Origin of the sequence: Hydrobacter penzbergensis (assembly GCF_900106985.1) — a bacterium.
Lineage (GTDB): Bacteria > Bacteroidota > Bacteroidia > Chitinophagales > Chitinophagaceae > Sediminibacterium > Sediminibacterium magnilacihabitans.
On the sequence record NZ_FNNO01000001.1, the window covers coordinates 18,562 to 40,976 of the forward strand.

General features: G+C 45.8%; 21 protein-coding genes. 10 read left to right on the plus strand and 11 right to left on the minus strand.

Annotated features, from left to right (window positions below; all coding sequences use genetic code 11):
• The first annotated feature begins 14 nt into the window (after positions 1–14).
• From BLU98_RS00095 to BLU98_RS00105, 3 genes are all read left to right on the plus strand, one after another.
• Entirely contained in the window at positions 15–839 is an 825-nt protein-coding gene (locus BLU98_RS00095) for a polysaccharide deacetylase family protein (protein ID WP_257574589.1), read from the plus strand.
• Between the two features lie 209 nt (positions 840–1,048).
• Positions 1,049–2,929, plus strand: a complete 1,881-nt coding sequence (locus tag BLU98_RS00100; RefSeq protein ID WP_139173794.1) for a BamA/TamA family outer membrane protein — start codon at positions 1,049–1,051, stop codon at positions 2,927–2,929.
• A gap of 71 nt (positions 2,930–3,000) precedes the next feature.
• Complete coding sequence (locus BLU98_RS00105; RefSeq protein ID WP_092721877.1) at positions 3,001–3,516, plus strand: DUF2911 domain-containing protein; 516 nt, start codon at positions 3,001–3,003, stop codon at positions 3,514–3,516.
• Here BLU98_RS00105 and BLU98_RS00110 read toward each other — a convergent pair.
• Complete coding sequence (locus tag BLU98_RS00110; protein ID WP_092721230.1) at positions 3,497–4,396, minus strand: DMT family transporter; 900 nt, start codon at positions 4,394–4,396, stop codon at positions 3,497–3,499. The two genes, BLU98_RS00105 and BLU98_RS00110, sit on opposite strands and share 20 nt — an antisense overlap.
• A gap of 69 nt (positions 4,397–4,465) precedes the next feature.
• Between BLU98_RS00110 and BLU98_RS00115 the strand changes: the two genes are divergently transcribed.
• The gene (locus tag BLU98_RS00115; protein WP_092721231.1) at positions 4,466–5,239 is read left to right on the plus strand and encodes an ABC transporter ATP-binding protein; all 774 of its coding nucleotides are present in this window, start codon (positions 4,466–4,468) and stop codon (positions 5,237–5,239) included.
• Between the two features lie 10 nt (positions 5,240–5,249).
• The gene (locus BLU98_RS00120) at positions 5,250–6,959 is read left to right on the plus strand and encodes a hypothetical protein (RefSeq protein ID WP_092721232.1); all 1,710 of its coding nucleotides are present in this window, start codon (positions 5,250–5,252) and stop codon (positions 6,957–6,959) included.
• Positions 6,960–6,968: 9 nt separating this feature from the next.
• Here BLU98_RS00120 and BLU98_RS00125 read toward each other — a convergent pair whose 3' ends face one another.
• The 3 genes from BLU98_RS00125 to BLU98_RS00135 form a co-directional block, all read right to left on the minus strand.
• On the minus strand, positions 6,969–7,751 hold the full coding sequence (locus BLU98_RS00125) for a polyprenol monophosphomannose synthase (protein ID WP_092721233.1): 783 nt from the start codon (positions 7,749–7,751) through the stop codon (positions 6,969–6,971).
• 108 nt (positions 7,752–7,859) lie between these two features.
• The gene (locus tag BLU98_RS00130; RefSeq protein WP_092721234.1) at positions 7,860–8,630 is read right to left on the minus strand and encodes a 3'-5' exonuclease; all 771 of its coding nucleotides are present in this window, start codon (positions 8,628–8,630) and stop codon (positions 7,860–7,862) included.
• A 15-nt stretch (positions 8,631–8,645) separates the two neighbouring features.
• The gene (locus BLU98_RS00135; RefSeq protein WP_092721235.1) at positions 8,646–10,004 is read right to left on the minus strand and encodes a UDP-N-acetylmuramate--L-alanine ligase; all 1,359 of its coding nucleotides are present in this window, start codon (positions 10,002–10,004) and stop codon (positions 8,646–8,648) included.
• A gap of 205 nt (positions 10,005–10,209) precedes the next feature.
• Here BLU98_RS00135 and ytxJ point away from each other — a divergent pair, with 205 nt between their 5' ends.
• Genes ytxJ through BLU98_RS00150 form a run of 3 tightly spaced genes read left to right on the plus strand, consistent with a single transcriptional unit; the run spans position 10,210 to position 12,078 of the window.
• Positions 10,210–10,542 (plus strand): bacillithiol system redox-active protein YtxJ, encoded by a 333-nt coding sequence (gene ytxJ / locus BLU98_RS00140; RefSeq protein ID WP_026769910.1) that lies wholly within the window; start codon positions 10,210–10,212, stop codon positions 10,540–10,542.
• A 48-nt stretch (positions 10,543–10,590) separates the two neighbouring features.
• The gene (locus BLU98_RS00145; protein ID WP_092721236.1) at positions 10,591–11,229 is read left to right on the plus strand and encodes an NAD(P)-dependent oxidoreductase; all 639 of its coding nucleotides are present in this window, start codon (positions 10,591–10,593) and stop codon (positions 11,227–11,229) included.
• Positions 11,230–11,238: 9 nt separating this feature from the next.
• Positions 11,239–12,078 carry a sulfite exporter TauE/SafE family protein gene (locus BLU98_RS00150; RefSeq protein WP_257574592.1) on the plus strand — a complete coding sequence of 280 codons (840 nt, stop codon included), beginning with the start codon at positions 11,239–11,241 and terminating at the stop codon, positions 12,076–12,078.
• A gap of 89 nt (positions 12,079–12,167) precedes the next feature.
• On the opposite strand, the gene BLU98_RS00155 is transcribed toward BLU98_RS00150, so the two are convergent.
• Entirely contained in the window at positions 12,168–13,355 is a 1,188-nt protein-coding gene (locus BLU98_RS00155) for an acetyl-CoA C-acyltransferase (protein ID WP_092721238.1), read from the minus strand.
• A 287-nt stretch (positions 13,356–13,642) separates the two neighbouring features.
• Here BLU98_RS00155 and BLU98_RS00160 point away from each other — a divergent pair, with 287 nt between their 5' ends.
• Positions 13,643–14,272, plus strand: coding sequence for a bacteriocin fulvocin C-related protein (locus BLU98_RS00160; protein WP_092721239.1), 630 nt, complete (start codon positions 13,643–13,645; stop codon positions 14,270–14,272).
• A gap of 38 nt (positions 14,273–14,310) precedes the next feature.
• Here BLU98_RS00160 and BLU98_RS00165 read toward each other — a convergent pair whose 3' ends face one another.
• Positions 14,311–15,150 carry a CvfB family protein gene (locus tag BLU98_RS00165; protein WP_092721879.1) on the minus strand — a complete coding sequence of 280 codons (840 nt, stop codon included), beginning with the start codon at positions 15,148–15,150 and terminating at the stop codon, positions 14,311–14,313.
• Positions 15,151–15,256: 106 nt separating this feature from the next.
• On the opposite strand from BLU98_RS00165, the gene BLU98_RS00170 reads away from it, so the two are divergent.
• Complete coding sequence (locus tag BLU98_RS00170) at positions 15,257–16,165, plus strand: hypothetical protein (protein WP_092721240.1); 909 nt, start codon at positions 15,257–15,259, stop codon at positions 16,163–16,165.
• Here BLU98_RS00170 and BLU98_RS00175 read toward each other — a convergent pair.
• The 5 genes from BLU98_RS00175 to BLU98_RS00195 are packed head-to-tail and all read right to left on the minus strand — an operon-like array spanning position 16,159 to position 22,385.
• On the minus strand, positions 16,159–16,647 hold the full coding sequence (locus BLU98_RS00175) for an SRPBCC family protein (protein ID WP_092721241.1): 489 nt from the start codon (positions 16,645–16,647) through the stop codon (positions 16,159–16,161). The two genes, BLU98_RS00170 and BLU98_RS00175, sit on opposite strands and share 7 nt — an antisense overlap.
• Before the next feature lie 44 nt (positions 16,648–16,691).
• The gene (locus tag BLU98_RS00180) at positions 16,692–19,208 is read right to left on the minus strand and encodes a DNA gyrase/topoisomerase IV subunit A (protein ID WP_092721242.1); all 2,517 of its coding nucleotides are present in this window, start codon (positions 19,206–19,208) and stop codon (positions 16,692–16,694) included.
• A gap of 6 nt (positions 19,209–19,214) precedes the next feature.
• Positions 19,215–19,586, minus strand: a complete 372-nt coding sequence (locus BLU98_RS00185; RefSeq protein ID WP_026769902.1) for a polysaccharide biosynthesis C-terminal domain-containing protein — start codon at positions 19,584–19,586, stop codon at positions 19,215–19,217.
• A gap of 20 nt (positions 19,587–19,606) precedes the next feature.
• The gene (locus BLU98_RS00190; RefSeq protein ID WP_092721243.1) at positions 19,607–20,452 is read right to left on the minus strand and encodes a DUF1835 domain-containing protein; all 846 of its coding nucleotides are present in this window, start codon (positions 20,450–20,452) and stop codon (positions 19,607–19,609) included.
• A 43-nt stretch (positions 20,453–20,495) separates the two neighbouring features.
• The gene (locus tag BLU98_RS00195) at positions 20,496–22,385 is read right to left on the minus strand and encodes a DNA topoisomerase IV subunit B (RefSeq protein WP_092721244.1); all 1,890 of its coding nucleotides are present in this window, start codon (positions 22,383–22,385) and stop codon (positions 20,496–20,498) included.
• Between the last annotated feature and the right edge of the window lie 30 nt (positions 22,386–22,415).

The window sequence follows — 22,415 nt, forward strand, 5'->3', positions numbered from 1 at the left end:
ATACTATGAAACCAATGAAAACATTTTTGTATGCCGGTCTGGGCATTGCATTATTGGCAAGTTGCAAGAGCAAACCTTCATCTGACAAAGCCGCTGCCGATTCTGCGAAAGCCGCTTCTGCCAAGATGATGCCCGGCAGTGTGATCAAGTACGACAGTTCTAAAAGATATATTTTCCTTACCTGGGACGATTCTCCGCAGCCCCCCGGAACCACCAATTGCCGGAATATTTTTCGTGAAGAAGGTGTTAAAGCTACTTTCTTTGCCGTGGGCTTCAACCAGGTAGGACCTTTCAAAAAAAGACTGATCGATTCTATTCGTAACAGCTATCCCCAGTTCCTGCTGGCCAACCACAGTTTCAGTCATGGGTTCAACGATAAGTACAGCAAGTTTTACTCCATGCCGGACAGCGCTTTCCAGGATTTTATGCGGAATGAAAAAGAACTGCAGGTACCTGTTCATATCATCCGCCTTCCGGGTAACAATACCTGGGCTTCGAATGGTAACATAACCGGACAAAAAGCGAACAACCCGCTCATCAAGCGTCTCGACTCACTTGGGTACAAGATCATTGGCTGGGACCTGGAATGGGGTCAGCAGGCTAAAATGAAAGCACCCCGTGAGGGCGCTGCTGAAATGGTAAAAAGGATCAATCAGCATTTCGATGATGGCAACACCAATGCAGCAAATGCCATTGTTATTCTTTCTCATGACAGGTTATTTGAAAAACTGCAATTTGCCGATTCTCTCAGGCAGTTCATCAAAATGCTCAAGCAGGATCCGAGGAACGTATTCGAAACCATCGACCACTATCCTACCGTACAGGCAGGGAAAAAATAACGTTAGTTAGAGCTATATAAAAAAGGGCCGGCATGCTGGCCCTTTCTGGTTGATCATAGGAATAAATAAGGTATTGAGTAAGGATTCACTTTTATTTAACCAAATCCATGCCAAAATCGAACCCGGCGTGTGTGTACCGGGCTTTTTTTAACAGTTTTGGCATTCCAAATTGTTGCAGATCAATGACGATTGGTTAACTTGACGCACAAGTGATACATTTATACACACGCATGCGGCACCCGTCTACCCATACCTCCCGAATCCTTTTATTGGTGTGCATATGCCTGTATTGTTTTACCGGCTCCCTGCTGGCACAGGAGCAAAAAAAGGATACAGCTTTTTTCCTGGCAAGTAAAAAAGGGTTGTTGGGTCGTATAGGCAAAAGTGTTTCCGTAAGCAATCCCGATATCATTGTTCCTCCCAATGGCGCTGTGCGGAACGATTCGGCTTTCAGAAAATTCCAGGGTAAGATCATCCGTAACATAGAAATTGAGAAACTGGGCTTTAGTAAATCAGTCAACGATACCACACATGTAGTGCACAATATTTTCAACGACCTTGGCGATGCATTGCATACCAGCACGCGAAAGCATGTGATACTGAACAATCTTTTCTTTTCAAAAGGTGATACACTCTATGCTCCCCTGCTGGCAGATAACGAAAGGTTCCTGCGTGAGCTTTCTTATTTACAAGACGCGCGAATCGTAGTGAAAGAAACCGATTGTTGTCCCGATTCAGTGGATGTGGTTATCATTTGCAAAGACGTCTTCCCCATCGGCGGAAGCATGGATGCCGGCTCTATTACCAGTGTGGGCGTTCAATTGAACGATGATAATATCGTGGGCTCGGGCGACCGCTTACAGGTACAGGGCCTCTATGATATGGATCGACGCCCTAATTACGGAATGGGCGTTGAATACCTGAAACGCAATATTGCCGGCACTTTCCTAAACATGGCGCTGGGATACGAAACAGAAGCTCCGGCATTCAACAGTGGCCGCAGGGAAGAGAAAAATTTTTACGTGCGGGGCGATCTGCCATTGGTGAGTCCTTATCATGTTTGGACGGGCGGGTTTGGAGCAGCACTTCATTATACCGACAATGCATATATTGGTGACTCACTCTACCAATCTGACTTCAAATACACTTACCGGCAGGCCGATGTATGGGCGGGTTACAATATCGGTGCCCGGAGCAATATTCATGAGAACCTGAAGTCACGTTTGAAGCGTTTCATTGCATTAAGAGGCTTGCACCAGGATTTTGATCATATACCCGATATTTATAAAACCAGGTACAACGTTGCTTATTCCAACCAGGTAAGCGTATTGAGCTCTTTTACCATTTTTGAGCAGGATTATTATCATACCAATTTCCTCTATGGTTTCGGCCGGAACGAAGACGTTCCCGAAGGTTTCAGTCTTTCATTAACGGGCGGCTGGAGCAACCGCAATAATTTATCGAGACCATATTTTGGCTTCGATTATCAGCGAAATTATTTTTCCAACCGGAAAAACTATATCAACTACATCGTACGCGGAGGTACTTATATTGATGAAGGCAGCCTGGAAGACATGAGTTTTCTTACGAGTGTTGAATATTTTACCCGTTTGCGCAAGTTGGGCAACAGCCAGTGGTTCCTGCGTCATTTTATCAGCGGCAGCATTACCCAGCAGGCACGTACAAAACTGAACGGCCCCCTGTTCCTTTCCAGCATCTATGGTATTCCGCAACTAAGCAATGAAAACATCAGGGCCTCTACCAGGGTTACTTTCAACATGGAATCTGTTTTCTATAATACCTGGCGGTTTTTCGGGTTCAACTTTGCGCCCTTTGGCTTTGCCAACGTTTCCTATCTCAAGCAAACCGGCGTGGCCAACTTCAGCAAGGGCGATATTTATACCGCTGTTGGAGCCGGCGCCCGTACCAGGAATGAGAACCTGGTATTTGGGACCATGGAACTGCGGGCATTTTACTTTCCGCGTACCACCGGCACTTTAACCCCCTGGAACATTGAATTTACTACCAACCTCATTTACAAATACAACAGCCAATTCATCAAGAAACCCGATTTTGCGATCATGAACTGATGACCGCTTATCACTATTTCCGGGTTGCCGTTTGGGTTTTTATTAAATTGTTCTTTCAAACAAGCACCGTTATGAAAAACATATCTTTGTTGGCTATTGCCTGCTCGCTCTTGTTAACAACCACTGTAACTTTTGCGCAAAATGCCAAACCCAGTCCGGCTGCCACCACCAGCGAAACCCTGGCCAATGGAGCCACTATCACCATCAATTACAGTCAGCCTGCTTTGAAAGGAAGGACCATGGGCAAAGATGTAGAACCCATGGAGGACAAAGTATGGCGTGCCGGTGCTAATGAAGCCACTGTATTCGAGACCAGCAAGGATATCACCATTGATGGCAAATCATTGCCTGCAGGTAAATATGGCTTCTTTGTATTGGTACATGGCGGAGAATGGACCCTGATCTTCAATAAGACCTGGAAACAATGGGGCGCTTTTCAATACAAAGAGGCTGATGATGCATTGAGAGTAGCCGTAAAAGCAGGTAAAACAAAAGCTCCCGTAGAAAGGCTCACTTATACCATATCCAAATCAGGTGCCGTATCACTTGCCTGGGGCAATACGGAAGCTACTTTTCACGTACGCTGACCTGCTTCTGCCTGATATGAGGCAAGCCGATCCTGGCCATCTGCAATACAACTGAGAGTGCAATCAACGCAAAGCCTGCATAAAAGCTGGCGTTCAGGTTTTTATTTTCATGGAACAGTATAAATGCCATGAGAATGCCATATACCGGTTCCAGGTTGAGGCTGAGGTTTTGCGTGAAAGCCGATACTTTTTTCAGCGCTTGCAGCATCAGGTCCATCATCAATACGGTACAGAGCCAGCTCAGGATGAGCAATCCGATCCAATCTTTCCACCCGGGAAATATGCTCGTTACAGGAAAATAAGAGAGATAGATGGGCATGAGCAGGGTAAGCACTACCAGTCCGCCACTCAATTCGTATAACATCATGGTTTGTGGCGGGGCGATGTGCACGTATTTTTTATTGAGTACTGTAAAAAGCGCTGCCAGTACTGCGCAGGCAACACCTAAGGCGATACCCACGCGATAGCGCGCATCGAAGTGGAAAATGAGCCAGATACCCAGCAGGCTGATCAATCCCAACAGGGTTTCTATCCAACTGAATTTCTTGGGCGTAAACAACGGTTCGAGTAAAGCGGTGAAAAAGCCCACCGAAGCAAAACATACCAGTCCAATGGAAACATTGGAAGCCTTGATGCTTCCATAAAAAAGCACCCAGTGCAAAGCGATCAATGCACCGATACCAAACATCCACCACACTTGTACCGGCGTTACATGATGGAGTTTTTTCTTCCATTGCAGCAAAGCGAATAAGCTGACCACCGTGATCATGAGCCGGTACCATACCAGCAACCCTTCATTCAAACTGATTAAAATACCCAGGATACCGGTGAAACCGGCCAGGAAAACCGAAATGTGTAACTTGATCAACGCCTCTTTCATCGGTACAAAAATAATTATAAGGCGAATACATAATAAGTCATAGCTTTATTTATCATCATATATCAGCTCATGGAACCTATTATCAGGATACGGAATCTGCATAAACATTACGGCTCTAAGCAAGTATTGAAGGGTATCAACCTGGATATTTATCCAGGACAGGTAATCGGATATATTGGTCCGAATGGAGCTGGAAAAAGTACCACGGTAAAGATATTGTGTGGCCTCATCCCAGACTTTGAAGGTGAGGTACAGGTCAGTGGCGTCAACCTGCGCGAAGACCCCATAGCAGTCAAAAGTAAAATAGGCTATATACCCGAACTGGCCGAACTCTATGAAGTATTAACCCCGGTTGAGTTCCTGAGCTTCATGGCTGAACTCTACAATATACCCAAAGAAACGGCCGCTGAACGCATGCTGAAAATGCTGGCGGCATTCGGACTGGAAGCAAACAAAGACCAGCGGATGGATACTTTCAGCAAAGGTATGCGGCAAAAAGTGCTGATCATTTCAGGATTGTTGCACAATCCAGGCATCATCATTCTGGATGAACCGTTGAGCGGTCTGGATGCCAACAGTGTGATCATCGTAAAAGAGTTAATCAGCAAACTGGCCAAAGATGGAAAGACCATTTTTTATTGCAGTCACATGATGGATATTGTTGAAAAAGTAAGCGATCGCATTGTACTGATCAATGAAGGCACCATTATTGCCGATGGCAGTTTTGAACAGCTTAAACAGCAACAGGGAGATCAGAGCCTGGAGCAAATCTTTGCACACCTCACTGCCAAAGAAAACCTGTCGGATGCCGCTGACCAGTTGATCAGCGCTTTTGAAAACTAAACGTGTTTGCATGAACATTGTCAATCAATTTTTTCTCCGCCTCATCTTATTGCCATCAGGTTTGTACAGAAAAATGGGCGTGAATACCCACCACCTGAAAGCCATTCTGCAGGCTAAGCTCATCATGGATGACAGGAGGCCCAATAGCTTTCAGCAAACAAGGTTTTCCAAACAAGGCCGCACCATCAATCTGGCCACTTTGGGCACCATGGCGCTTGCTGCATTCATGGGGTTCTTCTTCCTGGTGAGTTTTGTAGTGGGGCAAAATTATATCACCAAGCTCACCACCTATTTCAGCTTTTATGTTTTCATATTGGCTTCCACACTCATTTCAGATTTCACTTCGGTATTACTCGATGTGCGAGATAATACTATTTTGTTGCCCAAACCGGTGAACGGACGCAGTCTTGTATTTGCGCGGTTATTGCATATCATCATACACGTCTCAAAAATAGTATTGCCCATGACTCTTCCGGGTATCATATACATGGGTTATCACCAGGGGTTGGGTGCTGTAGGACCTTTCTTGCTTATGATACTGGCTGCTACTTTGTTTACCATTTTCCTGATCAATGCTGTTTATTTACTGATATTGAAAATAACCACGCCTGAAAAGTTTAAGAACATCATTAGTTATTTCCAGATACTCTTTACCATCTTTGTTTATGGAGGGTACCAATTGATTCCTAACTTATATAATCGCAGCCATGTAGAAAATATTGACATAACACATATTTGGTGGGCATGGTTATTTCCCCCCTACTGGTTTGCAGGCGGATATTCTTTTCTGATTGAATGGCATTTTACCATTCCTCTGATCATTTGCCTGGCATTAAGCATCTTAACGCCCTGGCTGAGCATCTGGCTGGTGATCCACTATTTTGCACCTTCTTTTAACCAGCAACTCGCACAGATCAGCGGCAGCAGTGAAATGGCCCCCGTTGTTCGTAAAAACAAAGCGGGTACGCATCAATCGTCGAGGTATGCTGAAAGGATAGCAATACTACTCACCCGGAAAGGTGCAGAACGTGTAGGTTTCCTGCATGCCTGGAAAATGATGATCCGTAGCAGGGATTTCAAAATGAAAGTATACCCTGCTTTTGGATACCTGATCGTGATGTTTGTTGTATTATTCCTGGGAAACCAAACGGGCCAACACCCCAAGCCACATGCACTCAGGTTGAAAGAATTATGCATGATGGCTATGTATTTCAGTTGCTTTATCCTGATTGTTGCTGTACAACAGATCGTTTATTCAGAGCAATACAAAGCTTCCTGGATGTTTGTTACTACCCCAATACAAAAGCCCGGACAATTGATCAGTGGCGCCGTTAAAGCTGTAACCATACAGTTTTTCATGCCATTAGCTAGCATCATTGTTATTGCTGCGATCATTCTCGTAGGGCCAGCCTTCTTAATCAACCTATCGCTTGGGTTTTGCAATATGCTCACTTTTGTTGCATTACTGGCTTATATAACAATAAAGGAACTTCCCTTTTCACAACTGCAATCCACCAGTTCAAAGACCGGTCAATTCCTGCGTAACATGTTTACCATGCTCATCGTTGCCCTGGTAGCATTCTTGCATTTTATGGTGTATCAATATCTTATAGTAGTGCTGATACTGTTCCTTTTATCGGCGATCGCCTATTGGCTGCTCATGGATGCAATTAAAGAGAAAGATTGGGCAAAGGTCCGCATACTGGTGAACCAGGAATAAAATGCATGTTTAACTGGCTTTGGGGGCGACAGAATCACTTGTATCGGACATTGTATTCTTTACCCGCTTGCGGTAATTGGTGAACAGGCTGTGCCACTGTACCCTTAATACCCCCAGCACGCCCTCTTTAATGATGCCTTTGCTCATTTTGCTGACGCCTACTTTGCGATCGACAAAAGTGATGGGTATTTCTTTGATCTTGAATCCGAGTTTCCAGGTGGCGAATTTCATTTCTATCTGGAAAGCATAGCCTACGAACATGATCTCATCGAGGTTGATGGTTTCCAATACGGTATTGCGATAGCAGACAAAACCCGCCGTGGGATCATTAACGGGCATCCAGGTAATAAGTTTGGTATAAAGGGCGCCTCCTTTGGAGTATAATTTCCTGTCGAGCGGCCAGTTCTCTGTTTTTCCTCCAGGCACGTAACGACTGCCTACCGCCAGGTCGGCTCCGCCTGTTTTGCAGGCTTCGTATAAACGTTCCAGGTCATTGGGGTTATGGGAAAAATCGGCATCCATTTCAAAAATGAACTGGTACCCGCGTTCCAGGCTCCATTTGAAACCGTGGATATAGGCAGTTCCCAATCCCAGTTTTCCCTTCCTTTCTTCCATGAACAACTGATCGGGATATCGTTGCATAAGTGCGCGTACAATATCCGCCGTACCATCCGGTGAACCATCGTCGATCACCAGTACATGGTAACCCTGGTTAAGATCGAATACCGCCGAAATGATGGCTTCGATGTTATCCTTTTCATTGTACGTAGGTATGATAACGAGTTTTTCCAAACAGCCAAGTAAATTGAGTCGCTAAGGTACAATTCAGAAGCGTTTCAACATGCTGCCGGCAAAAAAATTACGGTAAATACTCAATGTGTAACGGTCAGTAAATAATGCCTAACCTTTTTTTAACAAGGTCCGGTTCAGTATCTCGGTGAGTTTCTGCTTGGTATTCATGGCAAAATCTCCTTTCATCATCCAATCGTAATACTGGGGCTCTTCTTTGAGCACTTGTGCCACCGGCTTGCCTTTGTGTTTGCCAAAGTTGAACACTTCAATCCCTTTTTCTTTCACAAAGCGGCGGGCAAAATCCACAATATCATCTTCCCCGGTGAACTTCACAATACTTTCTACTGTGTTACCGATCTGCGGATAGCGCTCTATCTGCGCTTCCAGTACTTCCCAGGTAGCGGTGGCATCTGCTTCTGCGCTATGCGCATCATCCAGTGTTTTCTGACAATAGAACTTATACGCCGCGCTCAAGGTCCGTTGCTCCATCATGTGAAACACTTTCTGTACATCCACCATCTTTTTTCCTTCCACAGAAAAAGCGATCCCTATGCGCAGGAATTCTTCAATGAGCATGGGTATATCGAACCGGTTGCTGTTGTATCCGCCCATATCGCAATTGTCTATGAATTGTTTGACTTCGTTTGCCACCTGTTTGAAACTGGGAGCATCCTTCACCATATCATCGGTGATGCCATGTATTGCGCTGGCGCTGGCAGGGATGGGCATCAACGGGTTGATCAGCTTGCGCTTTACCTGCCTCGAACCATCCGGCATTACTTTTACGATCGCTAATTCAACAATGCGATCAACACTGATATTGACGCCGGTGGTTTCCAGGTCGATGAAAGCAATGGGTCTGCTTAGTTGGAGTTTCATGGGTAGCAAGGGTAATTATTCTGTGATTTGTTTTGCGAATGTAAGCATATCCAGGCCATCATAATTGCCACTGCTCATGAAAAGCAGCGTAGCATCCTGGTAAGCCTGTTCTTTCAACCATTGCTCCAGTGCAGCACGGTCGTTCAGCACCAGCAGACCTGGTTTGGCAAAACCTTGCTGTACTTTGTCGACAGGCAGATCGGGCATGCGTTTGAGTGCAAGGGCATGCTTGGAATAAAATACAACGGCCTGGTCGGCCTTATCCATTGCACCCTGGTATTCCTGCATGAATTTTTCATTCAGGCTGCTGAATGTATGCAGCTCCAGTACGGCCAGTAGTTTCCGGTTGGGATATTGTTGCTTCACGGCTTCAATAGTTGCCTTCACCTTACTCGGTGCGTGTGCAAAATCACGGTATACACGGGTATGTTCATTCGAAGTAACGAGTTCCAGTCTTTTGGCGGCGCCTGTAAAACTACCGATGGCCTGTACAAAATCCGGCGCTGCAATACCCATTTCTTTACACGCATAATAAGCAGCATGCAGGTTCATGAGGTTATGGTTGCCAAATACCTGCAGAAGACCGCTGCTGTTTTCAATCGTAACCTTCGTTTGTCCATCGCTGATCGTATGTACCGGTACACCATAAGGCTGGTAGCGTATGTCGCTGCGTTGGTGATCGTTCACCAACTGACGCAATACCGGATCTGTTTCGTTGTAAATGAGCAGGCCGCCTTTTTCTATTTTTTGAATGAAGAGCACAAATTGCTCCAGGTAAAAATCGAAAGTGGGAAACACATTGATGTGATCCCAGGCGATGCCGGTAATAATGGCTACATGCGGATAGAGAAAATGGAACTTCGGTCTTTTTTCTATGACGCTGGCAGGATATTCATCCCCTTCACATACAATGACCGGCGCATGCGTAATGTTAACCGATTGGGCAAAGCCTTCTACCCTTGCTCCTACCAGGTAATCAAAATCGCAGTGCAGTTGCCTGAGCACATGCATGATCATACTGGTAGTGGTAGTCTTGCCATGACTGCCTCCTACCACGATCCTTTTTTTATCCCGGCTCTCATGGAAAATATATTCAGGAAAAGAATATATTTTTAGTCCAAGCTCCATCGCTCGCTGCAGTTCGGGGTTATCGGCTTTGGCATGCATTCCCAGGATCACCGCATCTATATCCTTGGTAATCAGACCGGGATGCCAGCCCATTTGCGCCGGCAACAGTTCTTCTGCAGCCAGGTTGGAACTGGCCGGTTCAAATACCTCGTCGTCGGACCCAGACACTTCATAACCCTTGTGTTTCAGGGCAATGGCCAGTTGGTGCATCACACTGCCACCTATTGCGATAAAATGTACCTTCATCGGATGCTTATTATTGTTATCTTTGGAGCAGCCGCAAATTAAGGGCTAAATATTTTATATACCTATCTGTATGAAAAAGATTCTCACTTTATCTCTTTTGGTTATACTGGGAATGAGTCTCCTTTCGTCTTGTAGTTCGTCCAGGGGCCGGGGCTGCCCTACTACCAATCCCCGTTATTTCAGAATGTAAATGGTGCATCGTAGCATGAATTGGATTCCCCTTACTTCGCCGGAGCAACTGGCCGCTATTCAACAAACGTCATTTTCCAGGCCACAGGTTATTTTCAAACACAGTACCCGCTGCAGTATCAGCTCTACCGTACTCAGCCGGCTCGAGCGTGCCGCAGCGCCGGAAGCCATTGATTTTTATTTTCTCGACCTGCTGAACTACCGGTCTTTGTCTGCACAGGTGGCCGAACAATTCCGGGTACACCACGAATCGCCGCAGGTATTGATCATCCGAAATGGCGAATGCATTTACGATGAGAGCCATACAGCCATTACCCCCGAAGAAATAGCCGAGCAGGCCGCCGCCTGATCCTTTTCACTGCCTTTTATTTTTGTAAATTGCCTTAAAACAGGCAATATGATCATACCTGTATTCGGCGCTACCGGACAAGTAGGCAAAAGAGTTGTTCAATCTGCATTGAATAAAGGATACCAGGTACGTGCATTCGGACGTAACGTGGAATATCTCTTCGATAAAGAAAATGCCAACCACCAACTGGAAGTCATCAAAGGTTATGTGTTCGATGAAGCAGAAGTATTAGATGCCGTAACTGGCGCCGATGCAGTGATCTCTGTATTGGGCGGCTCCATCGACGGGACGGATAATACCAGGAGCCTCGGCATCAAAAATATCATCACCCAAATGCAAAAGGCGGGTGTAAAACGGATCGTGGCGCTTGGCGGAATGGGTGTGTTGAATGATGCGTCCGGGCATTTCATCATTGAAGCGGAAGATTATCCCGAAGAGTACAAAGCAGTAGGACTGGAACACCTGCATGCTTACCAATACCTTCAACAGTCTCCACTCGAGTGGACCTTCGTTTGTTCTCCCGATATTCTCGACCAGGACCATACAGGCAGGTATGTTACCAATGCCGATTATCCTCCCAGTCCCAATCATTTTCAGGTAGCAGCAGGAGATATTGCCGATTTCATGGTGAATGAAGTAACAGCCGATCATTACCTGCGGCATAGGGTTGGCATCAGCAGGTTGTAAAAAAATAATGTGGTTACGGTATTATTCTCCATCTTTGCTTCAAGAAACAGCATGGAGATTGCCGGATATTTTACAGCTCTTCTCACAGGAATCTCGCTGGGCCTGATCGGTGGCGGAGGTTCGATCCTGACGATCCCTGTTTTAGTCTACCTTTTTCATATAGAACCTGTTTTAGCTACGGGTTATTCTCTTTTTATCGTGGGAGGCAGTAGCCTGGCCGGCGCTTATCTCAATTACCGCAAGCAGCTGGTTAACCTGAAAGCAGCTTTTTATTTCGGATTGTCTTCTATTATTACGGTAGTGATCATGCGGAAGTTTGTGGTGCCTGCTATTCCAACGCAATTGTTTTCCATAGGCAGTTTTGTGATGACCAAGTCCATCGCCGTTATGCTGCTGTTTGCAGTGGTGATGTTTGTGGCAGCCTTTAACATGATCCAGAAAGAAACGCCTTGCACGGCAGCGGGCAATGACCGGCAGCTGCATCTGACCAAAGCATTGATACGGGGCGTTGAAACGGGTATCCTGACCGGTTTGCTGGGCGCCGGGGGCGGGTTCATCATCATACCCGTTTTATTATTTTCTTTTCACCTGGACATGAAAGAAGCAGTGGGTACTTCCCTTTTGATCATTGCCATGAATTCATTATTCGGTTTCCTGGGTGACCTGGCCCATCATCAATTCAACTGGGCATTATTACTGACGATCACCGCTACTTCCATCGTCGGGATGTTTATAGGTGATCGCTTCAAAGCAAAACTACAAGGCAACGAACTTAAAAAAGGGTTCGGGTGGTTTGTATTGGTGATGGGTATCTGTATTGTTGTGAAGGAGCTTCTGTCTAATGTTTGATCGTCATCCCGAGCGTAGCCGAGGGATCTGACCGAGTGTTCAAGCAGGTCCTTCAACTCGCTTCGCTCGCTCAGGATGACGATCTTTTTTTATTTTACATTTTCAATCACCATCGCGCTGGCGCCGCCGCCGCCGTTACAGATACCGGCTACTCCTATTTTTCCTCCGTTTTGTTTGAGTACGTTGATCAGCGTAACAATGATGCGGGCGCCACTGCAACCCAGCGGGTGTCCCAATGATACCGCTCCGCCATGCACATTCACTTTAGCCGGATCGAGATTCATTTTCTGTATGTTGGCAATACCCACAACAGAAAAGGCTTCATTCAATTCCACATAATCGATGTCTTTCATTTGCAATCCCGCTTTGGCCACTGCTTTGGGAACAGCCAGTGAAGGTGTGGTAGTAAACCATTCCGGTGCCTGTTCTGCATCGGCATAGCTGTGAATCACTGCTAAAGGTTTAATGCCCAACGCATCCGCTTTTTCTTTACTCATCAACACTACTGCTGCAGCGCCATCGTTCATGGTAGAAGCATTGGCTGCCGTAACCGTGCCGTCTTTGATGAAAGCGGGTTTGAGCTCGGGTATCTTATCGAACTTTACGTTGAAAGCATCTTCGTCTTTTGAAAATGGAATGGGCTCTCCTTTACGCTGCGGCACGGCTACCGGTATCACTTCTGCATCGAATTTTCCCTGGTTCCAGGCAGCCTGACTTCGTTTATAACTTTCTACGGCAAACGCATCCTGTTCTTCGCGTGAAATGTGGCATTCTTTTGCGCACAGTTCGGCTGCATTGCCCATGGCATATTGATGGTATACATCGGTGAGTCCGTCTTTGGCCAGGCCATCAACCAGGTTCACATTACCATACTTATTACCCCAACGCATATTGGAACTGTAAAAAGGAACATTGCTCATACTTTCCATACCACCGGCCACTACAACATCCGCATCGCCCAATAAAATACTTTGCGCTCCTTGCGCAATGGCTTTCATACCACTCGCGCAAACTTTATTAACGGTTGTGCAGACTACACTGTTGGGTAGTCCGGCGAATGTAGCCACCTGCCTGGCGGGCGCCTGGCCCAGGTCGGCCTGCAACACACAGCCCATTAATAATTCCTGTACATCGCCTGGTTGTATGCTTGCCCGTTCAACAGCTGCCTTCACTGCAATGGAACCCAGCCGTGTTGCTGAAAAATCTTTCAATGATCCCCCAAAACTGCCAATGGGGGTTCGAACGGCCGAAACAATATAAACGGTTCTGTTGCTCATAATAATTAAAGAATTGAAACACAAATATAAGGGTAAAATACTAACAGCCGTTAGCGTTTCAAAAGCATGAAATATTATCTTTTGCCTTGTATCTGTGCATTCCAACTGTTATCTTGTAGCAGGAAATACACCATCTCTCTGCATAAAAAACAACAAGTCAGGCACTACTTCGTTTTCATCCAGGTATCTACAAGCAACCATCATTTGCAAGGGCTTTTATCATTTACAAGCGTATTCAAGGCATTATTGGATCTGTTTCTTCATCCGTCATCCTAAATATTAAAACCATGAAAACTTTTACCCGTTTTTCCATGCTCGTACTGGGTGGGATTCTTGTTATGCTTTCCTGCAGACAAAACAAGCAGGCCGGCAATGATTCCAGCAACGGCAATATGGAGAACAAAACAAACCCTGTTACTGCATTTCGCGTTGCATTGTCAAATCTAAACATTGCAGACCAGAAAGCTATTTTCAGCACATTGTCTCCGGCTGTTAAATCGGCACTCTGGCAAAATCGTATAGAGGGAGCCCTTGCCACTTCCCTAAGCAATGAACAAAAAGAAGTATTACAACAGATCTCTTCGCACCTCACCCCTGCCGTTTACAACCCTGACAGTTCCATGCAAAGAGAATCTTTCGGAAGATTCTATCACGAGTGGATCGTAAAGGCAAAAGAGGTATTCCGGAATGATTCAACATCATTTATTTCCATATCTACTTCCCTCGGCGAAAAAAATCAAACGGCCATGATTGCGCAGGCATCACCGGTGTTACCCGGTTGCGATTGTAACCTTGCGTCCAGGCAAACCAATTGCGACGACTGCTTACTTACTAATTGCAAAGCCGTTCCTTGTACTGCTTCCAGTTGGGGCTGCGGTTGCTGGTGGCTTTCGGCTTGTGACGGAGTTTGTAAATAAAAAAGGCTGTCAATTAAATACTGATTGAATAACTGCTATCATTCTTCCTGATGCAGCAGGCGGATACCTGTTTTGGTGAATTCAATCTTTCGTAATTTATATAGGCTGCCGGTGGTCATTTTGAATGCTTTCTTACTCATACCAAAAAAGTCGTAGATCTCCTGCGGGTCTGACTTGTCGTGGTAAGGCAGGTATCCATCGTGCTCCTGTAAAAGACGGAGTATCTTGGCAGATTCGTCTTCTACTTTCTGGAAGCCTGGTTTGCCCAATACCACATCTATTTTATTATCCGGACGAATGGTTTTGATAAACCCTTTCATTTTATCACCGGGGTGCAGTTCCCGGAATATCTCGTTGTTATGGAGCAGGCCTGTATGTTTGTTATTAATGATCATGCTGTATCCCAACTCTGTTGGGCGATAAGCCACCAGGTCTACCAGTTCCATCTCTTTCACCGTCAGCTCATCATTGGAAAGCAGGGCTTCAATTTTCTCGGTGGCAGCCACTCTTCCGGTCATTTCATCCAAATATATTTTCACCAGGTATTCGGCGCCAACACGCATGCCACCCAATTGCTTGGAGGTTGGCACAAACAGGTCCTTCATCAATCCCCAGTCGAGAAAAGCGCCCTGCCGCGTAACGGCCACTACTGTTAATTTTACAATATCTCCAACCGATCCTTTGGCTTCCTGCGTAGTAGCGATCAACCGGTTATCCGAATCGTGGTACACAAAAACCCGTACTTCATCGCCGGCCTTTAACGCTTTGGGGGCAAGCCTTTTAGGCAATAATATGCCTTCCGCGCCATCATCCAGGTAAAAACCGAATTCGACTTTCCTGTTCACTTTCAACACCTGGTATGTTCCTACCCTGATCATTTGGTATGGGTTTTGTTCAAATACGAAGATACGCATAGTTACCCGCAACACCTTGTTGGCAACTTTGCAAACCCATCTGTTCAACCTTTACTACTTTACGCACCTTATGAAACATTTTTTCCGCACCATCCTTGTAGTGATGATTTTATTCGTGCAGGCTAAATGGTCAGCTGCACAATCTTTGAACGGTAGTTGGTATGGGTTGGGAACTGTGGTGGCCAATGGTGAGCACAGCAGCTATATGGCCGAATTGAAACTGAAGCAAAGGGGCAGGTTGATCAGCGGAACTTTCAGTTATTATTTCAGGGATAGTCTTTTTACCGTTAAGCTATCCGGCACTTATGATGCACCAACCAAAAAGTTGCGCATCAACCCGCTATCAGTGATACATTACCAGTCAACCAGCACCCGTATGGGGGTGGATTGTATCATGTCGGGCAACTTTACCCTGGTCTCTTCCAGGACCGAATCATCGCTTTCCGGCAGCTTTACCAGCGATGCCGCACATAAGTTTACCGCACCCGATCTGCATTTCCGTTTCAGGCTCTCTGCCGATACGGCTACACTCGCGTCTGTTGAAACCGGCCTCGAACCGCTTGACACCGTTGCCAGTATGGCCCGCACCAAGCCTGCCGATAGCGTTCTGCCTGTTCGGGAAGATTTCCTGGCACGTCGCAAGACCTTTACAAAAGAATTGGAGATCGCCGCCCCAACTATACGTGTTGAGGTTTACGACAATGGTGTTATTGATAACGATATCATCTCTTTGTTTTTCAACAACAAAGAGGTATTACACCAAACTTCTCTTACCCACAAAGCCATCCGGTTGAAATTGGCACTCGATTCAACACTTGCATACAATGAACTGAGCATGTACGCTGAAAACCTGGGCACCATCCCTCCTAATACTGCGGCTATGATCATTTACGATGGCAATACGCGGCATGAATTGATATTAACAAGCGACCTGGATCAAACGGCCACTATCAGACTGAAAAAGAAGGAACATCAATAAGCATTTGAACGGCAACTGAGCAATTCAGCATTCAATTTACGAGCCAATCCCTTTGCCCCCCAGGCCATCACCTGGTGGTGATTGAATTCGAAAACAGGTTTCAGCATAAAATGACAGGCATTCATCCATACTTTCCTGGTAAATACGTTCCAGTTATATTGAACATAAGTGATCCCGTCTTTTTCCTCAAAATACCATTCACCAATTCCATCCAGTTCTCCTGCCGCAACACCCTTCATATACCTGTAACGGTCTATCACCACCAGTTCCATATCAAATTCCAGCCGATAGGGTAACACGCTCTTCCAGGTATATTTCCGCACGCCCCCTACGCCTGTTTCATCGCCTGCTTTGATAACCGATACGGCTAATACACCTTTCCACCACTGTGGCCATTGTACCGAATCATAGATCAGGTCCCATACTTCCGGTAAGGGCGCTCGCACCTGCCAGCGGGTAATGAATGCATAAGCTTTAGCCATAGCGCTTACTTTTATTAAGTATACGCAAAAAAACAGCCAGGGGTTTAGCCAAACAATTCGGGCGCGGTATTTTCTTCTTTGGGGCGGTGCTCCCACTCCATTTCAATGCTCTTATTGAAATCGGTGAGCTTGGCGCCTACAGCTTTCCATCCCATCACTTCTACCATATTGGCTACTTTGAATTTCGCTTTGCGTATCTGGGTACCCTTTCCTGAATGCACTGTCAGTATAGGGTTTTCATCTGTAGTGGCTGTTTCCAGGCGGTTGCCTTTGCCTTCTTTGATAAAGAGGAACTGTGTTTTCAGCGTAGTGGTCTCTATCTTAAAACGCTTGATGTTGAACTGCGCTTTCTCATTATCGAGATAAACAGCGGTGATCACTTTTTCCGGATCGAATTTTTCTATCAGGATGATCTTTTCGGGCTCGAAGCGTTGTGTAAGTTCGGTATCCGTCAATTCGTAACTGCCATCTTCGTATAAGACCAATACTTTTTCTTCTTCGAAACTGCCCAGGTATTGGCCTTTGCTTTCCGTATTCAACCTGCCGAATTTGTCATCAAACCACAGTTTTCTGCCAGCCAGTGTGGCCCTTCCCGCTTCTTTGAATTTAACGGTTTTGATGGGATACTTGGTTACCTGGTTACCCATACTGCTCCGGCCTTTGATCTCCAGTTCTTCGAAATAAAAATCGAATTCTTTGATGCGGGCTGAACAATTGGGACTTAATACCACTTTCACTACTTCTGCTTCACCGTTGAGGTTGGGCGTAAAATAATGTACTTTACTTTTCTCCGATCCTTTGGTAAGGTTGTATTCTTTATCCCTGGTAACGCCGGTTACATTAAAGCGCTTGGCATAGCTTACGCCACTGGCTCCATCCACATAGATCATGTTGTAAGTGGTGCGTTCATCGTTCTTCTGGAACACCGCCGCGTGGATGATGTCTTTCCCAATGAAGACTTTATCAGCGACCTTCACCACTTTCATTGTACCTGCTTTTGTAAAAGCAATGATATCGTCGTAGTCTGAACAATCACATAAGAACTCATCTTTCTTCAAACCTGTACCAATAAAGCCTTCGGCCCTGTTCAGGTACAGTTTGGTATTGGCAATGGCCACGTGTTTCACCTGGATGGTATCGAATTCCCTGATCTCCGTTTTACGTTCGCGTCCTTTTCCGTATTTCTTCAGCAGGGTTTCGAAATAAGCCACTGCAAAATCGGTCAGGTGTTCCAGGTCGTATTTCACCTGTTTGATATCCGCTTCAATGCCTTTGATCTGTTCATTGAGTTCATTGATATCGAGCCGGTAGATCCTCCGCACCGGTTTTTCAGTGAGCTTGAGTATGTCTTCCCGCTCAATGGGGCGTTTCAGTTTTTTCTTGAAGGGAACAAATGCTTTGTCAATGGCTTCAATCACTTTATCCCAGGTAGCGTGCTTTTGCTCCAACTCTTTGTATATCTTTTCTTCAAAGAATATTTTTTCGAGTGAGGTATAATGCCATTTGTCTTCCAGTTCTGCCAGTTTGATCTCCAACTCGCGTCCCAGCAAGTTTTTGGTATTTTCTGTAGATACCTGTAACAATTCATGCACGCCCAGGAATACCGGTCTCTGTTCACTGATCACGCAGGCATTGGGTGAAATACTCACTTCACAATCGGTGAAAGCGTACAGGGCATCAATGGTAATATCGGGTGATATGCCCGCCGCGAGATCGATCTGTATTTCTACTTCGCTGGCCGTAACATCAATCACTTTCCTGATCTTGATCTTTCCCTGATCATTCGCTTTGGTGATGCTTTCCATCAGTTGCGATGTGGTAACACCATAAGGTACATCGCGGATGACCAGCGTTTTCTTATCCAGCTCTTCTATGCGTGAGCGCACCCTTACCTTTCCGCCCCTTTTTCCATCGTTATAGTTAGATACATCGATCATGCCTCCCGTTTGAAAATCGGGATACAGTTCAAACTTCTTTCCTTTCAGGCACTTGATCGAAGCCTCGATCAGTTCACAAAAATTATGCGGCAATATTTTGGTTGAAAGTCCCACTGCAATACCATCAGCTCCCTGCGCCAACAGCAAAGGAAATTTCATAGGCAGGGTAACCGGCTCGTTCTTTCTTCCATCGTAACTCAACTGCCAGGCTGTGGTTTTGGCATTGAAAGCCACTTCCAGTGCGAATTTCGACAAGCGCGCTTCAATATAACGCGAGGCAGCCGCTTCATCACCGGTTCTTACATCGCCCCAGTTTCCCTGTGTGTCAATGAGCAGGTCTTTCTGTCCCAGGTTCACCAATGCATCGCCGATACTGGCATCGCCATGCGGGTGGAACTGCATACTCTGACCAATGATGTTAGCTACTTTATTGAAACGTCCATCATCCATTTCTTTCATGGAATGAAGGATGCGCCTTTGTACCGGTTTCAACCCATCTTCTATGGCCGGCACCGCCCTTTCCAGTATTACATAAGAAGCATATTCCAGGAACCAGTTCTTATACTGTCCCTGTACACCGGTTTCGTTTTCAAAAATCCTGTTCTCTTTCTTTTCTTTCGCCATGATCTGCTATTTTTCAATCCGGTAGGTATCGTCCTGTCCGTCTGCCAGTGCATTGAGTTCAAAAACAACTATGTCTGTATCGGCAACCACTTCATGCCAGGCCCAGGGTTCTATCATCACCATCGCCGGCGCTTTTACTTTCAGTGTTCCTTTTTCATCGCCGCGCACATTGAACCAGTTTACGGTTGCTTCTCCCTGCATAATAATGATCTGTTCCGGGTTCTTCCTGGGCGAAACGCCTTTGTGGTAATGTCTTCCACTGGAACTGCCGGCCTTGCGGTATGACACGATGAATTGTCCTGTTCGGTCGGTTTCGAACACATGCGTAGTTCCTCTTTCATCTGATCCTATCTGTTGTACTGGAATAACCTTCACCATTTGTTTCTTTTTTAAACGTTTTATCCTTGTTCTTCTTCTGCTGTTTCCGTTACTACTGCGCCGGTACCGGGTAATTTTACTATGATCTCTTTCCATCCTTTATTCCAGTCGCCCGCAATTTCGAGCTTTCCTTCTGCTGCCAGTTCTCTGATACGCCATACCAGGAATGTATCGCCGGTTTGCACTTTCATTTTTCCCAATGTAGTGTTCAGCAATTTACCCAGTTTCATGGCTCCGTTGAGATTAGCAAAGATGTCTTTATCGTAAAAATCTACTTCCTTACCGGTGATCTTTTTGCCTCCTTCCAGGAAGCGCACCATCGCATTTTCCTGGCACAATTTCTTCCATTCATCCGGATCTACTTCAAACTCACTAAGCGTAATGGGACGAGCCAGGCGCATGGCTTTACGGAATTCTTTGGGTTGTATTTCGTGGAGATGGGTAGGATAAAAAATATTTCCTTTCTCATTGATGAAGGGAAGATTGTTCAGGTACAATACCTGCACGCGTCCCTGGTATTCTTTCAACTGGCTCATCAGCCAATAATAACTGCATACATCATGCGCATTTTGCCCCATCCATATCCACAATTCCTGTTCCGGTTGTTCATCTATTGCTTTCAATAATTGGTGTACTGCCAGTTTATCATCCACTATATTCAACGAATCGGTATAGGGTGAATATTCCAGCAAGGTCTTCCACCAGTCGCGCCGGGCCTGGTATCCTTCCGTTTCATAAATGTTCAGCAGCGGTCCCACTGCATAATCGTCTTTGATCTCTACCACTTCTCCCTGTAAAGCCTCATCGAGTTCCATTGCCTGTTGCAATACTGCTACGTTCGCCTGTTCAAATACTATATGAATCATTATAATTGAATAGCCTGGTTACCGCCAGGCAGGTTTAGATTGGTTAAACGGTTGCTTCCACTTCATCCAGTTCTACCCGCAAGTTATTGATGATGAAGTCTTGCCTTTCCATGGTATTCTTTCCCATATAATATTCCAGTAATTGCTGTATATGATCGCCCTGCTCGAGGATAACCGGTTGCACGCGCATGTCTTCGCCAATGAAACGTCCGAACTCTTCGGGTGAGATCTCTCCCAACCCTTTGAAGCGGGTGATCTCAGGCTTGCCGCCCAGTTTAGTGATGGCTTTTTGTTTTTCTCCTTCATCGTAACAATACAAGGTCTCCTGTTTATTACGCACCCGGAACAAGGGTGTTTCCAGGATATAGACATGTCCTCTTTTCACCAGGTCGGGGAAGAACTGTAAAAAGAAAGTCATCATGAGCAACCTGATGTGCATACCATCCACATCGGCATCGGTAGCGATGACAATATTGTTGTATCGAAGGCCTTCCAGTCCGTCTTCTATATTCAACGCATGCTGCAACAAATTAAACTCTTCATTTTCATATACCACTTTTTTGGTCAGTCCGTATGCGTTCAACGGCTTACCCCGGAGACTGAACACTGCCTGCGTATCTACATTTCTCGATTTGGTAATGCTTCCGCTGGCACTATCTCCCTCGGTAATGAAAATGGTGCTGTTATTCTGCGACGATACAAACTCTTCTTTGTTCTTAGAAGGCGGCTCATCGTTCAGGTGCACACGGCAATCGCGCAGTTTCTTATTGTGCAGATTGGCTTTTTTGGCGCGCTCATTGGCCAGTTTCTTAATGCCTGCCAGTTCTTTCCGTTCTCTTTCACTCTGCTCGATCCTTTTCTTCAGCGCATCGGCAATGGTGGGGTTGCGGTGCAGGTAGTTATCCAGTTCTTTCGACAAAAATTCCAGCACAAAATTTTTCATACTGGGTCCGTTCTCGTACACATTCAACGATCCCAGTTTGGTCTTTGTCTGGCTTTCAAATACGGGCTCCTGCACCCGCACCGAAACAGCCGCCACAATGCTGGTACGTATATCGGATGCGTCGTAATCTTTCTTGAAAAAATCGCGCACCACTTTTACATAAGCTTCCCGGAAAGCCTGCTGGTGGGTACCGCCCTGTGTAGTAAATTGTCCGTTCACAAAAGAAAACACGTCTTCGCCATAATCGTTGTTATGCGAGATGGCGACTTCTATATCATTTCCTTTTAAGTGAATGATGGGATAACGCAGTTCATCGGGATTGGTCTTGCGTTGCAGCAAATCGAGCAAACCGTTCTTGCTGATGTATTTTTTCCCGTTCAGGTGTATGGCCAACCCTGCGTTGAGGTAGCAATAATTCCACAACTGGTTATCGAGGTATTCGTGGATGAAGTGGAAATTGCGGAACACCGTTTCATCGGGTACAAAGTTTACCAGGGTTCCGTTCTCTTCTGTGGTCTTTGTTTCTTTGTGTTCATTCACCAGCACGCCTTTCTCGAACTCGGCTGTTTTTTCTTTTCCATCACGGAAAGCCGTTACTTTAAAATACTGGCTCAATGCATTCACGGCTTTGGTACCCACGCCGTTCAATCCCACACTTTTCTGAAAAGCCTTACTATCGTATTTGGCGCCGGTATTGATTTTACTCACCACATCCACCACTTTACCCAGGGGAATACCCCGCCCGTAGTCGCGCACCGATACCTTTTTGCCTTCGATGTTGATCTCCACCTGCCTGCCATAACCCATGGTATGTTCATCGATGCAGTTATCCACAACTTCTTTGAGCAATACATAGATTCCATCGTCGGGAGCGGAGCCATCGCCCAGCTTTCCAATGTACATACCGGGTCTTAACCGGATGTGTTCCCGCCAGTCGAGCGACCGTATCGATTCTTCGGTATACTCGTTCGTATTCTTCGGTTCAGCCATATATTTCCTGTCTTATTATAAATTAAGTTG